At 71.9% G+C, this 13,847-nt stretch carries 12 protein-coding genes; 6 read left to right on the plus strand and 6 right to left on the minus strand.

The annotated features are described in order from the left end of the window. Positions 1 to 386 precede the first annotated feature (386 nt). Complete coding sequence (locus tag ASF39_RS03835) at positions 387 to 1,340, plus strand: DUF2865 domain-containing protein (RefSeq protein ID WP_055882774.1); 954 nt, start codon at positions 387 to 389, stop codon at positions 1,338 to 1,340. An 88-nt stretch (positions 1,341 to 1,428) separates the two neighbouring features. Beyond that, positions 1,429 to 2,367 (plus strand): MBL fold metallo-hydrolase, encoded by a 939-nt coding sequence (locus tag ASF39_RS03840; protein WP_056281188.1) that lies wholly within the window; start codon positions 1,429 to 1,431, stop codon positions 2,365 to 2,367. A 112-nt stretch (positions 2,368 to 2,479) separates the two neighbouring features. Here the strand turns inward: ASF39_RS03840 and ASF39_RS03845 are convergent, their stop codons facing one another. Beyond that, positions 2,480 to 3,259, minus strand: a complete 780-nt coding sequence (locus ASF39_RS03845) for a DUF1499 domain-containing protein (protein WP_055882769.1) — start codon at positions 3,257 to 3,259, stop codon at positions 2,480 to 2,482. 209 nt (positions 3,260 to 3,468) lie between these two features. Here ASF39_RS03845 and ASF39_RS03850 point away from each other — a divergent pair, with 209 nt between their 5' ends. Beyond that, on the plus strand, positions 3,469 to 3,960 hold the full coding sequence (locus ASF39_RS03850) for a MarR family transcriptional regulator (RefSeq protein ID WP_056281354.1): 492 nt from the start codon (positions 3,469 to 3,471) through the stop codon (positions 3,958 to 3,960). Between the two features lie 11 nt (positions 3,961 to 3,971). On the opposite strand, the gene ASF39_RS03855 is transcribed toward ASF39_RS03850, so the two are convergent. Together ASF39_RS03855 and ASF39_RS03860 are read right to left on the minus strand one after the other, a co-directional pair. Then, entirely contained in the window at positions 3,972 to 4,688 is a 717-nt protein-coding gene (locus ASF39_RS03855; protein WP_056281190.1) for an HAD-IA family hydrolase, read from the minus strand. Beyond that, a complete protein-coding gene (locus tag ASF39_RS03860; protein ID WP_056281192.1) occupies positions 4,685 to 5,230 on the minus strand; it encodes a hypothetical protein in 546 nt (181 codons plus the stop codon). Before ASF39_RS03860 ends, ASF39_RS03855 begins: the two co-directional genes overlap by 4 nt. Before the next feature lie 117 nt (positions 5,231 to 5,347). Between ASF39_RS03860 and ASF39_RS03865 the strand changes: the two genes are divergently transcribed. From ASF39_RS03865 to ASF39_RS03875, 3 genes are all read left to right on the plus strand, one after another. Next, complete coding sequence (locus ASF39_RS03865; protein ID WP_056281194.1) at positions 5,348 to 6,736, plus strand: aminotransferase; 1,389 nt, start codon at positions 5,348 to 5,350, stop codon at positions 6,734 to 6,736. A gap of 286 nt (positions 6,737 to 7,022) precedes the next feature. Continuing rightward, the gene (locus ASF39_RS03870; RefSeq protein WP_055882760.1) at positions 7,023 to 7,235 is read left to right on the plus strand and encodes a hypothetical protein; all 213 of its coding nucleotides are present in this window, start codon (positions 7,023 to 7,025) and stop codon (positions 7,233 to 7,235) included. A 268-nt stretch (positions 7,236 to 7,503) separates the two neighbouring features. After that, positions 7,504 to 8,445, plus strand: coding sequence for a metallophosphoesterase (locus ASF39_RS03875; RefSeq protein WP_055882758.1), 942 nt, complete (start codon positions 7,504 to 7,506; stop codon positions 8,443 to 8,445). A gap of 53 nt (positions 8,446 to 8,498) precedes the next feature. Here the strand turns inward: ASF39_RS03875 and ASF39_RS03880 are convergent, their stop codons facing one another. The 3 genes from ASF39_RS03880 to ASF39_RS03890 form a co-directional block, all read right to left on the minus strand. Further along, complete coding sequence (locus tag ASF39_RS03880) at positions 8,499 to 10,922, minus strand: penicillin-binding protein 1A (protein WP_055882756.1); 2,424 nt, start codon at positions 10,920 to 10,922, stop codon at positions 8,499 to 8,501. A 177-nt stretch (positions 10,923 to 11,099) separates the two neighbouring features. Further along, the gene (locus ASF39_RS03885) at positions 11,100 to 12,344 is read right to left on the minus strand and encodes an N-acetylmuramoyl-L-alanine amidase (RefSeq protein WP_056281196.1); all 1,245 of its coding nucleotides are present in this window, start codon (positions 12,342 to 12,344) and stop codon (positions 11,100 to 11,102) included. A 101-nt stretch (positions 12,345 to 12,445) separates the two neighbouring features. Then, entirely contained in the window at positions 12,446 to 13,843 is a 1,398-nt protein-coding gene (locus ASF39_RS03890) for an amino acid permease (RefSeq protein ID WP_056281198.1), read from the minus strand. Positions 13,844 to 13,847 lie beyond the last annotated feature (4 nt).

A 13,847-nucleotide genomic window follows, 5' to 3' on the forward strand; every position in this document is an offset into this window, starting at 1 on the left:
CCCGGGCGCGCCGTGGCGGTTCATAGCATGGGCTATAATCAAGGCAAGCGGCTAAGTCTGTCGCCGCCGGCGCTCTGGAAAGGCACGATTCGCGCCCTTCCGCCGGAGCGGCGCCGGCCTGGGTCCACGAGGCGGCGCCCGCGCGCGGGATCGGCGGAGTGACGCTAACCCAACCACGTAACCACGTGACCTAACCAAGATTTCGCATCGCCGCGATTGTCCTCCCCCTCGGTTGTCCTGCCCCATTGCAAGAGGCGTTAAGCTCCCCTTAATCGTCTTCGAGATGCGCGGGATCGCGCGAGGCGTCGGCCCGGCCGGCACTCCGGAAGAGGAATATCCCGAGGATGGATTGGCAACGCTGGGCACCGTCGAAGACTGGCCGGCAGATGCTCGGGACGGCGACCGCCGGGCTGATCCTCGGTCTCGGCGGCATGACCGTCGCCACGAGCTTCGTGCAGGCGTCCGAGCGCGGCGGCATCGGCGCGTTCTTCGAGTCGTTGTTCGGCGTAGCCCCCGGCCCCGCCCCCGCACCGGTCCCCGTTGTGCGTCCGTCGCCCCGCCCGGGCCGGTATTCGTCGCTGCCCGACGCCCGTCGCGTCGGTGCCGCGGCCACACCGCGCTGGACGCCGCGCCCGGTGGCCGCAGCCCCGAGCCGGACACGGCCGCGTCCTCCACGCGCCGAGCGCGCCTCGGCCGCCCTCACGGCATCGGCCCTGGGCTCGCGCACCGTCTGCGTGCGGGCCTGCGACGGCTACCTGTTCCCGGTGGGCCGCCTGAGGGACAAGCGCGACCTGCCGGTCCACCAGGCCGCCTGCGCGGCCGCCTGCCCGAATGCACCGACCGCCCTCTACACCCTCGGCGGCGGTGAGACGGAGCTCGACCGCGCCGTCAGCCTCACCGGGCAGCCCTATGCCAGGCTGGCCTCGGCCAACCTGTTCCGGGTGAAGCGGGTGGACCAGTGCTCCTGCCAGCCCGAGGGCGTGGCCGCCGCTCCCCTGCCCCTCGATCGCGACCTGACCCTCCGGGCCGGTGACGTGGTGGCGACGAACGCCAGCGCCCGTGTCGTCGTCAAGGCTCGCAGCGGCGGCTTCGAGGTGGTGGACTTCCGCCAGGCCAAGGGTCTGTCGCGCCGCGCCCGCCTGGAGATCGACGCCAAGGTCGACGTGATCCGCCGCGAGGCCGACGCGCGTGCCTTCCGCAAGACCCTGCGTACCGCCGAGCGCGGCGCCCGCGTCCAGCTCGCGCAGGTCGGCGGGTTCCAGCCCCTCGCTCCTCCGATCGAGGTCGAGCCGGCCTTCAGCGCGGTGCGCGTGGTGGTGCCCTCGCCGTTCAAGCCCTGAGGGCGAGACCCCTGCTGCCGACCGGGCGGCCTTGATCTCCTCCGCCATCTGCGCCCAAGGCTGGCGCGAGGATGCGGGCCGAGGCGTGATGACGAACGAGCGACAGGATGGGGACGCCGCGCCGGATCTCGACGCCGGGCTTCCGCGAAGCGGCGTGACCGAGCGGGTCTCCCCTTTGGTGCGGCGGCTGGTCTGCCCCAACGGCAGCCCGTTCACGGCGAGCGGCACCTGCAGCTACGTCGTCGGGTCCGGCGAGGTCGCGATCGTCGATCCCGGCCCGGCCGACGCCGGCCATATCGATGCGCTCCTCGCCGCGATCGCCGGCGAGCGGCTGACGCAGATCGTCGTCACCCACACTCACCGCGACCATTCGCCGGGTGCGCGCCTGCTCCAGGCCCGTACCGGCGCCCCCGTCGTCGGCTGCGGCCCCCATGTCGCGGCCCGGCCGCTCGCCGAGGGCGAGATCCGCCTCGATGCCGGCGCCGACCGCGACCACCGCCCGGACCGGGTGCTGGCGGACGGCGAGGCGGTGGAAGGACCGGGCTGGACCCTGCGGGCCGTGGCCACGCCCGGCCACACCATGAACCACCTCGCCTTCAGCCTCCCCGAGGATTCCGCCCTGTTCTCGGGGGACCACGTGATGGCGTGGTCGACCACCATCGTGGCGCCGCCGGACGGATCGATGCGGGCCTACATGGCCTCCCTCGATGCCCTGCGCGAGCGGGAGGAGACGGTGTTCTGGCCCGGCCACGGCGGCCCGGTGCGCGAGCCCCGGCGGTTCGTGCGGGCGCTCTGGAGCCATCGGCGCCAGCGCGAGACCGCGATCCGCGCCCGCCTCGTAGCGGGCGACCGCGACGTGCTGGCCGTCGTCCGGGCGATCTACCAGGGTCTGAGCCCGGCGCTCATCGGCGCGGCGGCGCTGTCGGTCTTCGCCCATCTCGAGGATCTGTGCGAACGCGGCCTCGTGGCCACGGACGGCCCGCCCCGCCTCGACGGCCGCTACGAGCCGGTGGCGGAGGCCGGCTGACGGGACGCCTCATAATTTCCCGTTCATCGCTTCGTGATGCGGAAATGGGCTTCGCTCAGGCGCCGCGCGGGCTTGGTGATACGGTTCCCGCGTGAATCGAGCGGGAACCGTATCACTTCACCGCGATGGCGAGTTTCGTCACCTCGTCGAGATAGGCGCGGATGCGGTCGGCATTGGCGCCGAGGTCGCGCGGCCCGATGCGCGAGGCGGAGCGCACGTCGATGCGGGCGCCGTCGGCGCGGGGCCGCACCCGGACCGTGACGTCGTCGGCGAGGTTGAGGACGAGGCCGCGCGCCACCGCCTCGATCCGGCCGTTGCCGACCCTGCCGCCGGGACGGATCGCCTCGACGATCTGCCACTTGCTGTTCACCGCCGCCTTGCGGGCGAGCTCGAAGGCCTCGTCGGCGCCGATGTCGAGGGTCAGCGGCGCCACCTGGGGATAGGCCGCCCGCTGCCTCGCCCGCACCGTCGCCCCGGGGTCGGGCGGATAGCGTCCCGCGCGCGCCGCGAAGGCTGCGCGCGACCGCGAAAAGGCCGGTGGGTTGTCGGTGTCCGTGCTCACGTCGGTCAGCGCAGGCAGCCGTAGTCCGCGGATCGCCGCGAAGGCGGGATAGGCGAGGACGAGGCTCGCCACCACGAGGCCGGCGATGGCACCGCCGAGCCCCTGCGCGCCCTCGCGCCAGACCCGCAGCAGGGCGAACCCCGCCAGGACCACCGCCGCCAGCGCCAGCAGCGGGCCCGTCGAGAGCGCCACCAGGGCGGGGCCCGCCTCGGCGCGTTGGTCGCGCACCAGCACCACCGCCAGCAGGGTGACGAGCAGCGCCAGCCATGCCGTCAGCCGGGCCATGGCGCCGGCGCGGGTCACGGGAACCTCGATGTGCAGGCGACGCATGGGAGAAGCACGAACGCTGGTGGACGGGATCGGTCGTGTCGGCCGGACGAGGGGGCCGTGGTCGACCCTGCTTAGCGCCCCGTCGGCGCGGAGGCCAGCCGCGCCGGTCCGCATCCCGGTCCACCGTATCCTGGAGATACCGCCCTGGACATCCGGCTCAAGCCCATGCGGCTATCGGCTTGTACCGGTTCTGCTATAGCGGCCAGATCATGAACGCACCGCTGGTCCAGACCGCTTCGACCTCGCCCGTGACGGCGTCCGCCGATCCGCTCCGCGTCTGGTTCCGCTTCATCCGCCTGAACCGTCGCGTGTCGGCCGCCATCGCGGTGGAACTGCGCGCGATCGGCCTCTCGATTCCGCAGTTCGACGTCCTGTCGACGCTCACCGAGCGCGAGGGTCTGACCCAGCAGGACCTGGCCGCCCGGCTCTACGTCACCAAGGGCAACGTCTCGGGGCTGATCGATCGGCTGGTCGAGGCGGGGTCGGTGGAGCGCCGGGCGATCCCCGGTGACCGGCGCTCCTATGCGCTCCACCTGACGCCGGCCGGCAGCGAGCTCGCCGGGCGGGGCATCGCCATCCAGGAAGCCTATGTCGCCCGCACCCTCGGGCGGCTGGCGCCGGAGGACATCGCCGAGTTCGAACGGCTCGTTCTGAAGTGGCGGGACCTGGCGCGCAGCGAAGGGCCGGGCCACGGCGGCTGAACGGAATGGCCCTAGCCGAGTGTCGCCAGGAGATCGGGCAGGTCCGCGATGGAGCCGATGACGTGGTCGGCGAGGGACGCGAGCGAGCCGCGCGCGGCGTCCCCGGCCGGGCCGGTCAGGACGGCGACGGCCATCGCCCCGGCCGCCCGCGCCGCCAGGAGGTCGTCGGCCGAATCGCCGACCACGGCGATCCGTCCGGGGCGCACCGAAAGATGCGCGGCGAAGGCGTCCACCATCCCCGGGCCTGGCTTGCGCCCGTAACCGGAATCGTGGCCGGCGACGAAGGCGCAATGCGGCGCGAGCCCCAGGGCGCGGGCCTGCGCCCGTGCCGAGGCCTCGGCGTCGTTCGTGGCGATGCCCACGCCGAAGCCGGCGGCCACGAGACGGCGCGCGATCACGGCCGGTTCGCCGATGGGCGTCAGGAAACGCAGGCCCTCCTCCCGGAACAGGCGTTCGATCTCGGCGAAGAAGTCCGCGCCCGCCGGGCGCTCCAGTGCCGCCGCCCATAGCGGCCCGAACACCGCCGCCGCGCCGGTCAGAAGCGGCGAGGTCGGCAGGAAGCGGCGCTCGTCCACGACGAAGTGGCTCGCGGCGACGAGGCGATCGAGGGCGGCGCCCTCCCCGCCCGAGAGGCGGATCATCACCGCGTGCGCCGCGGGCCCCCAGGTCCGGTCGACATCGACCAGCGTGCCGTCCTTGTCGAACAGGATGCCGGCGAGCCGGCTCACGGCGGGGAACCATCGGCGACCCGCTCGACCTCGATCACCATCCCCGCCGGGGTCATGCGCTCGCGGGTGACCACGCGGTCGCCCGCCTCCATCACGCCCAGGGCCACGTCGCGGTCGGGCAGCACCACCGTGGTGGCCTTGTCGAGGTGGATGAGGACATGGCGCTTCTGGGCCAGGGACGCCGCCGCCCAGCGCCGGAGCTGGCCGAGGTAGGGCTCGCGCCGCCACGCCGCCGGCTGGCCCGGATCGACCTGCACGTTCATGTTGCGGGTCACCGGATCGAGGCTGAGCACCATCTTGGCCTTGTCCGGCTTCCATTCCGGCCCGAGCCAGGCCTCCGTCATCCAGAGGCAGTGGAAGGCGCGGCAATGGTCGGGCCGGGTCTCGTGGATGGCGCAGCCCCTGCCCTGCTTCGTATGCCGGCACCATTGCCCGGCCCGGCTCTCCACGGCGGGCACGTCGTAGACCTTGCAGCACAGGGTGCAGGTGCCGCAGGCCCGGCCCGGGGCGGGCGTGGCGACGTAGGCGGCGGGATCGAGCATGGTTTCTCGGGTCATTCGCTGCGCTGAACGGACGTGTTGGTGCCGGGACGGCGGGTCGTTACTGTGGCGGGACGACGGGGCCGAGCCGGCCCGCATCCTCCAGGCATGGGCGACCCAATGCTCTCGAACCTCGCGGCCCGCGACGTCGAAACCCTGATCCATCCCTACACCAACCTCGCGACCTTCCGCGAGACCGGACCGCTGGTGCTGGAACGCGGACACGGCGTCTGGGTCTACGACAGCGACGGCCGGCCCTATCTCGAAGGCATGGCGGGCCTGTGGTGCACGGCGCTGGGCTATTCGAACGAGGAACTGGTGGAGGCCGCCAGCGAGCAGATGTCGCGCCTGCCCTTCACGCACCTGTTCTCGGGCCGCAGCCACGACCCGGCGATCGAACTCGCCGAGACCCTCAAGGAGCTGATGCCGATCCCGACCTCGAAGGTGTTCTTCACCTCCTCGGGGTCCGAGGCCAACGACACCCAGGTCAAGCTGACCTGGTACATGAACAATGCGCTCGGCCGGCCGAGGAAGAAGAAGATCATCGCCCGCCAGCGCGGCTACCATGGCGTCACCGTCGCCACCGCCTCGATGACCGGCCTGCCGGCCAATCACGCCGACTGGGACCTGCCCCTGCCCGGTTTCCTCCACACCGCCTGCCCGCACCACTACCGTTTCGCCGAAGCGGGCGAGACGGAAGGTGCGTTCTCGCAGCGCCTGGCCGACGAACTCGAGGCGCTGATCCTGGCGGAGGACCCGGAGACGGTGGCCGCCTTCATCGCCGAGCCGGTGATGGGGGCGGGCGGCGCCATCGCCCCGCCCGCCGGCTACTTCGCGGCGATCCAGGCGGTGCTCGCCCGCTACGACGTCCGCTTCATCGCCGACGAGGTCATCTGCGGCTTCGGGCGGCTCGGCACCTGGTTCGGGTCCGAGGCCCTGGGGATGCGCCCCGATACCCTGTCCTTCGCCAAGGCGGTGACCTCCGGCTACATGCCGCTGGGCGGCATCAGCATCGACGAGCCCCTCTACAGGCTGATGGTCTCGCAGAGCGCCAAGCTCGGCACCTTCGGTCACGGCACCACCTACTCCGGGCATCCGGTCGCCTGTGCGGTCGCCCTCAAGACCATCGCGATCCTCAAGCGCGACCGCATCGTCGAGGGCGTGGCGCAGAAGGCGCCCCAGTTCCAGGCGCGGCTGTCGGCGCTCGCCGACCACCCCATCGTCGGCGAGGCCCGCGGCATCGGCCTGATCGGCGGGGTCGAGATCGTGGCCGACAAGCGCTCCAAGCGGCAGTACGAGCCCAAGGCCGGCGTCGCGGCCCGCTGCGTCGCCTTCGCCCAGGCCGAAGGCCTGATCGTGCGCTTCCTCGCCGGCGACCGGGTCGCGGTGTGCCCGCCCCTGGTGATCTCCCGCGAGGAGATCGACACCCTGTTCGACCGGCTCACCCGTGCCCTCGACCGCACTGAGGCGTGGATCGCCACCGAGGGCCTGCAGGCGGCCCCACTCTGAGGTCGCGCCCCGCCACGATGTCGCCGCGATCGTCCGTGTCGCGCAAGTATAGTGTGCAATGCATCATCGGCCTTCCGCAATGCAGCGGCGTGCCTCTACGCACTCGTCACCGGCTGTAGTCTCGGGCGAAGCGTATCACCTTAATCTTTCGTTCATCTTCCAAGGCGGCTAATGAACGTCTGGGTTGCCGGTCGGTGAGCGGCGACCCATCGCACGATCCACGATCGCCGGAACGGATGCGAGGTTCCGACGGCGGTCCGGCCAGGCCACACAGGACACGTCTTCCATGTACCCCTCAGCCCAGACCCCGAGCGACACCGCCCAGGGCAAGCGCCGCTCGACCGCCTCGAACCTCGGCCGCGACGGTTTCCGGCCGGTGGCGCTGCCGGCCCTCGCCGCCGCCGTCCAGGCCTCGGCCGCGGTCAAGCCGGCGGTGCGCAAGGACGGCTGCGCGGTCATCGCCGCCCGCCTCCTGCACGAGGACGCGCCGCTGGTCTGACGCGCGGACGCTCCCTCCCCGCGCGAGCCCTCCCCCCGCGCGAGCCCTCCCCCGCGCGAGGCCTCGCCGGGCGATGGGTGAATGCGCGGGTTTCGCGACGCCGCGATTGTCGGTTCGTCAAGGTTTGGCTCGCTAGCGTCGCTGGCGGTCCATCGGATCGACCTGCCGCGAATCAGCCGCGATGGCAGGCGATGTCCTGCGTGAGCGGTCGAATGGATCGGCGGTCGGATCGTCGGCTGCACCACATCTGACACGGGGTTGAGGGCCGATGCTGATCCTGCCGAGCCGGCGGCAGTTCCTGGGTGGCCTCGGCGGCGCGGTGGCGCTCGGGGGCGCCACGGGTGCCTACGCCTTCGGGATCGAGCCGCGTTTCCGGCTCGTCGTCACCCCCTATGCGCCGGTGCTGCCGAACTGGACGCCCGGCCTGAACCTGCGCGTGGCGGTGCTGGCCGATTTCCATATCGGCGAGCCCTACATGCCCCTCGACCGGGTCGCCGAGATCGTCGAGACCACCAACGCCCTCAAGCCCGACCTCGTGCTGATGCTCGGCGACTATCCGGCCGGGCCCGGCGTCGCCTGGCGCGACGTGCCGCTGCCGGAGTTCGCACGGGTGGTCGAGGGCCTGAAGGCGCCGCTCGGAACCTACAGCATCCTGGGCAACCACGACTGGTGGGAAGACCCAGTGGCCCAGGCCAACCGCCGCGGTCCCGTCGCCGCCCGCCGGGCGCTGGAGGCACGCGGCATCCCGGTCCTGGAGAACGACGCCATCCGCCTCGTGAAGGACGGCCGCCCGTTCTGGGTCGCGGGGCTCGCCGACCAGCAGCCGTTCCACATGGTCCACGACTGGCGCAACCCCAGCGACATTCCCGGCACGCTGGCCCAGGTCACCGATGCCGCGCCGATCCTCCTGATGATCCACGAACCGGACGCCTTTCCCAAGGTCCCGGCCCGCGTCGCGCTCACCATGGCCGGCCATACCCACGGCGGCCAGATCCGGCTGTTCGGGCGCTCGCCGGTGATCCCCTCGCGCTACGGCCAGCGCTACGGCTACGGCCACATCGTCGAACAGAACCGTCACCTCGTGGTGTCGGGCGGCCTCGGCGTCAGCCGCGTGCCGGTGCGCATCGGCGTGCCGCCGGAGATCGTCCTCATCGACCTCGGCGCGCCGGACCGGACCGCCACCCGGCCCCTCCCCGACATCCCGGGCTGACCGGGGCGCCGGTCAACGACCGACCCCCTTCGGCCCGGAGATTCGGCTCGGCGTCAGTACAGGCCGCCGGCCTGTGCGGCCCGGTCCGCGTCGGCGGGGACCGCGGTGGGTGCGGACGAGGGCGCGGCGATGTAGGCGTCGGGCGGGGCGGTGCCCGGCTTGAACGCCTCCAGGATGGTGCCGGCCCCTTCGCCCGAACCCGAGCGCATGCCGCTGGACGCGCTGACCCGGATCAACTTGATGCCCGGCGGCACCCGGAACGGGGTCGGCGGCTTGTCCTTGAGGGCGTTCTTGAGGAAGTCGAGGACGACGGGAGCGGCGAGACCGCCGCCGGTGGCGCGGTCGCCCAGCGACTTCGGCTTGTCGAAGCCGATGTAGACGCCCACCGCGAGGTCGGGCGAGAACCCGACGAACCAGGCGTCCTTGGCGTCGTTGGTGGTGCCGGTCTTGCCGGCCAGCGGCTTGCCGATCTGCTTGAGCAGCGTGGCGGTGCCGCGCTGGACGACGCCCTCCATGATCGAGACCATCTGGTAGGCGGTCAGCGGATCGAGCACCTGCTCGGAATCGTCCACCAGCTTGGGCTCGTCCTGGCCGTTCCACTTGTCGGCGTCGCAGCCCAGGCACTTGCGGGCGTCGTGCTTGTAGATGGTCTCACCGACCCGGTCCTGGATGCGGTCGATCAGGGTCGGGCGGATGCGACGGCCGCCGTTGGCCAGCATCGAATAGGCGGTGACCATGCGCATGACGGTGGTCTCGCCCGCCCCCAGCGACATCGGCAGCACGGGGAGCATGTCGTCGTAGACGCCGAAGCGGCGGGCGTATTCGGCGATGAGCGGCATGCCGACGTCCTTGGCCAGACGCACGGTCATCAGGTTCTTCGAATGCTCGATGCCGTAGCGCAGGGTGTGGGGGCCGCTGGCCTTGCCGTCGTAGTTCGAGGGCGACCAGGCCTCCTGGCCGGGACCGGCCTCGATGGTGATGGGCGAATCCTGCACGATCGAGGACGGGGTGTAGCCGTTGTCCAGCGCCGCCGAGTAGACCAGCGGCTTGAACGAGGAGCCCGGCTGGCGCTGGGCCTGGGTCGCGCGGTTGAACTGGCTTTCGTCGTAGGAGAAGCCGCCGACCATGGCGTGGACGCGGCCGGTGTAGGGGTCCATCGCCACGATGGCGCCGGAGACCTCCGGGCGCTGGCGCAGGCGGTAGGCGCCGCGCCCGCCGTCCATCGCCTCGACGTAGACGACGTCGCCCGCGCTGAGCACGGCCGAGGGCGAGCGGCCGGTCCAGCGGGTGCCGTCGGCGGCGATGGTGCCGGTCTCGCGGTCCTTGGAGACGGCGCCGGAGGCCTCGCGGCGCGGCTGCAGGCCGATCTGGGCGACACCGCCCGAGGTGCTCAGGACCACGGCCAGGCGCCAGGGGGCGACGTCGCCCAGCGCCGGCACCTCGGCCACCGCCGTGCCCCAGTCGCGCCCGACGAGGTCGACCTTGGCCTGCGCCCCGCGCCAGCCCTGGCGCTGGTCATAGGTGATGAGCCCGTCGAGGAGCGCGCGGCGCGCCCAGGCCTGCATCTTCGGATCGAGGGTGGCGCGCACCGAGAGGCCGCCCTCGTAGAGCTTCTTCTCGCCGTAGCGCTCGGTGATCTCGCGGCGGACCTCTTCCGTGAAGTAGTTGGCGTTGGCGGCATTGGCGAAGGCGACGCGCGGGTTGACGCCGAGCGTGGTCTTGCGGGCGGCCTCGCCCTCCTCCTTGGTGATGTAGCCGTTCTGGGCCATCAGCCCGATGATCTCGTTGCGCCGGCTCAGGGCCTCCTGGGTGCGGCGGTAGGGGTGGTAGTTGTTGGGGCCCTTGGGCAGGGCGGCGAGATAGGCCGCCTCGTTGATCGTCAGCTCGTGGACCGACTTGCCGAAATAGTCGAGCGCGGCCGCCGCGACGCCGTGCAGATTGCGGCCGGGCACGATCGTGCCGAGGAAGATCTCGTTGAGGTAGAGCTCGAGGATCTTGTCCTTCGAATAGGTCGCCTCGATCCGCAGCGCGATCAGCGCCTCCTTGATCTTGCGGTCGAAGGTCTGCTCGTTGGTCAGGAGGAAGTTCTTGGCCACCTGCTGGGTGATGGTCGAGGCGCCCTGCTTCTTGCCGCTCTTGGCATTGGTCAGCACCGCGCGCACCACGCCCTCGGGGTCGATGCCGCCGTGCTTGTAGAAGTTCTTGTCCTCCGCCGAGAGGAAGGCCGCGACAACGATCTTGGGCATCGCCTGGATCGGCAGGTAGAGCCGGCGCTCGTTGGCGTATTCGGCCAGCAGCGACCCGTCGGCGGCATGGACGCGGCTCATCACCGGCGGCTCGTACTTGGCGAGCGCGGCGTGGTCGGGCAGGTCCTGGCTGTAGGTCCAGTAGAAATAGGCGCCCGCGGCGGCGAACAGCACGAACAGCATCGCGCCGGCACTGAACAGGAAGCCGAAGAAACGAAGGACGAAGCGCATCCGGGTCCTGTCCGTCAAAGCACTGTGGCCGCAGGCCCGGCTTCGCCGGAGCAGGAGCCTTGCCGCCTTACGCCCGGGTGCGCCGCGCGACGGCTCGCGGGATCCCCGACGGGGCCTGTCCGAGCCGTCCACGACCGGCGAACCGGGTTGGCGTGGAGCCCCGCTTGCACACCCTTTCTATGGTGAAACTGGGGCGACCGAGGCCGAGCGCCGGGTGCTGTCGGGTCGCGTCAGGGTTGTGCGGTTGCCGAAGAAGGCGTCGATGGCCTTGGCCATGCCCCCGGTGACCTCGACGCGCCAGGTGTCCGACTGCAGCAGGTCGAGGTCGCGCTTGCTCGACAGGTAGCCGAGTTCCACCAGCACCGAAGGCACGTCCGGCGAGCGCAGCACCACGAAGCCCGCCTCGCGGTGGGGTTTCGGGCTCATCTCCATCACCGGGCCGAGGTGCGCCATCAGCCCCTTTGCGAATCCGGACGAGAAGCCGCGGGTCTCGCGCAGGGTGAGCTCCTGCAGGATGTCGGCGACCTGGGCCGGGGCGGCGTTCGATTCGGTGCCGGCGGCGGCATCGGCCTTGTTCTCGCGGTCCGCGAGCTTGGCCGATTCGGTGTCGGTGGCGCGCTCCGAGCCGGTGTAGATCGTGGCGCCGCGCACCTGCGGCGCCGACGAGATCGAATCGGCGTGGATCGAGACGAACAGGTCGGCGTTCGCCTCGCGGGCGAGGCGGACCCGCTCGGAGAGCGGCACGAACACGTCGCGGTCGCGGGTCATCCGCACCCGGTAGCGGCCGGAGGCCTCGAGCCGGCCGACCAGGGCCTGGGCGAAGCCGAACACGATGTCCTTCTCGAACACGCCGGTGCTGGCGATGGCGCCCGGATCGGTGCCGCCGTGGCCGGCGTCGACCATGATCAGCGGGCGCAGGTCGGTCTTCTCGGGGAGGGCTGCGGCCTTGCGGCCGGCCGGGGCCGGGTCGCTCGCCACGGCGGCGCGGCGGAAGGCGTCGCGGTCGGCGCGCTGCACCTCGATGGAGAGCAGCACCGCCCCGTCCCTGGCGCGGGTGGTGGTCTCGATGCGACCGACGGTGGCGGGCTGGGTGAGATCGACCACGATGCGCGAGCGTCCCGGCGCGAACAGGCCGTAGCGGAACGAGGACACCAGCCCCTCGCGCCTGCGCCCGGCCTCCGGGCCGAGCTGGAAGTTCACCTCCGCCAGGTCGATCACCACTCGGTCGGGGCGCTCCATCACGAAGGCGCGCGCCTCCACCGCCTTCGACAGGGTGAGGGTGAGCCTGGTGGTGCCGTTGGCGCCGGCGTTGAGGTCGGCGCCGATGGCGACCGCCGGCGCCGCGCCGGTCTCGGCCGAGGCCGGCCAGGATGCGCACAGGGAGAGCGCCAGGGCGAGGACGAGGCGAGCGCGTGCGGTCATCGGTCCAGCGATCTGGTTCTTGTGCAGCGTGAGTTAAGCGATACCGACGGAATGGTTAACCGGTCCTCAACGCACCTGCGCGGGTTGCGTGCCCCCTGTGGCTAGCGGGTGACGCCGCCGTCCGCGCGCGCTGCGGCCGCCCGGCGATGGAGCGCGTGGACGACGAGGCCGAGACCGAGCCAGGCGGAAAGGCGGGCCCAGGTCTCCCAGGGCAGGCCCGCCATCAGGACGAGGCAGGCGAGGATGCCGAGCACCGGCGTCGCCGTGCCGCCCGGCGCCCGGAACGGCCGCGGATGTCCGGCCCGCCGCAGCATCAGGACCGCGATGCACACGACGATGAAGGCCAGCAGCGTTCCGATGCTCACGAGTTCGCCGAGCAGGTCGATGGGGGTGAACCCGGCCACGCATGCCGTCGACACCCCGACGACGGCCTGTCCGAGGGCGGGGGTGCGCCGGCGCGGGTGGACCCGCGCGAACAGGGGCGGCAGCGCACCGTCCCGGGCCATGGCGTAGAGGATGCGCGATTGCCCGAACAGGGCGGTGAGGGCCGAGGTCGTCAGCCCGAGGATCGCGCCGACCTTGATGACGAGGGAGAGGCCGGCGATCCCGATGGCGTCGGTGGCCTTGGCCATGGGGTCGGCGACGTCGAGGGCGGCGTAGGGCACGAGGCCGGTGAGCACCGCCGCCACCGCGACGTAGAGGAGCGTGCTGATGGCGACGGCACCCAGGAGCCCGATCGGCGCGTCCCGCTGCGGGTTCCGGGTCTCGGCGGCGGCGGTCGAGACCGTCTCGAAGCCGACGAAGGCGAAGAACACGACACCGGCCCCCCGCAGGACCCCGCTCCATCCGAACTCGCCGAAGCCGCCGCTGCTTTCCGGGATATAGGGCGACCACAGGGTGGGATTCACATGCCACGCTCCGATGGCGACGAAGGCGAGGATGATGGCGACCTTCACCACCACCATCGCGGCGTTGACCCGGCTCGACCCGCGGCTGCCGCCCATCAGCAGCACCGTCAGGGCGAGCACCACCAGGACGGCGGGCAGGTTCACGACGCCGTCCGCCCCTTCCGCGCCGGCGAGTGCCGGCGGCAGGGCGAGCCCGGCATCGCGCAGGAGGCTCTGGACGTAGCCCGACCAGCCCACCGCGACGGTCGCCGCCGCCATGGCGAACTCGAGCAGGAGGTCCCACCCGACGATCCAGGCGGCGAAGGGGCCCAGCGTCGCCTTCGCGTAGGAATAGGTGGAGCCCGAGGCGGGGATGGCGGCGGCGAGCTCGGCGTAGCACAGGGCGACGAGGCCGCAGGCGATGCCGCCGAGCACGAACGACAGGGTGAGCGCCGGCCCGGCATGGCGCGCCGCCGCCGTGCCGGTGAGCACGAAGATGCCGGCGCCGATGGTGGCTCCGACCCCGAGGCAGACGAGGTGGAACGCGGTGAGGGTGCGGGGCAGCGGCGCTCCGCCGTCGGTCGGCTCGGTCGAAAGCGAGGGGCCGGTCATGATG

It is taken from the genome of Methylobacterium sp. Leaf108 (genome assembly GCF_001423265.1).
GTDB lineage: Bacteria > Pseudomonadota > Alphaproteobacteria > Rhizobiales > Beijerinckiaceae > Methylobacterium.

Excerpts from the sequence above, each read along its gene's own strand:
- ASF39_RS03865 (WP_056281194.1), top strand. The coding sequence starts at position 5,348 with ATGCTCTCGAACCTCGCGGCCCGCGACGTCGAAACCCTGATCCATCCC.
- ASF39_RS03850 (WP_056281354.1), top strand. The coding sequence starts at position 3,469 with ATGAACGCACCGCTGGTCCAGACCGCTTCGACCTCGCCCGTGACGGCG.
- ASF39_RS03870 (WP_055882760.1), top strand. The coding sequence starts at position 7,023 with ATGTACCCCTCAGCCCAGACCCCGAGCGACACCGCCCAGGGCAAGCGC.
- ASF39_RS03860 (WP_056281192.1), bottom strand. The coding sequence starts at position 5,230 with ATGCTCGATCCCGCCGCCTACGTCGCCACGCCCGCCCCGGGCCGGGCC.
- ASF39_RS03845 (WP_055882769.1), bottom strand. The coding sequence starts at position 3,259 with ATGCGTCGCCTGCACATCGAGGTTCCCGTGACCCGCGCCGGCGCCATG.
- ASF39_RS03840 (WP_056281188.1), top strand. The coding sequence starts at position 1,429 with ATGACGAACGAGCGACAGGATGGGGACGCCGCGCCGGATCTCGACGCC.
- ASF39_RS03880 (WP_055882756.1), bottom strand. The coding sequence starts at position 10,922 with ATGCGCTTCGTCCTTCGTTTCTTCGGCTTCCTGTTCAGTGCCGGCGCG.
- ASF39_RS03835 (WP_055882774.1), top strand. The coding sequence starts at position 387 with ATGCTCGGGACGGCGACCGCCGGGCTGATCCTCGGTCTCGGCGGCATG.
- ASF39_RS03875 (WP_055882758.1), top strand. The coding sequence starts at position 7,504 with ATGCTGATCCTGCCGAGCCGGCGGCAGTTCCTGGGTGGCCTCGGCGGC.
- ASF39_RS03890 (WP_056281198.1), bottom strand. The coding sequence starts at position 13,843 with ATGACCGGCCCCTCGCTTTCGACCGAGCCGACCGACGGCGGAGCGCCG.
- ASF39_RS03885 (WP_056281196.1), bottom strand. The coding sequence starts at position 12,344 with ATGACCGCACGCGCTCGCCTCGTCCTCGCCCTGGCGCTCTCCCTGTGC.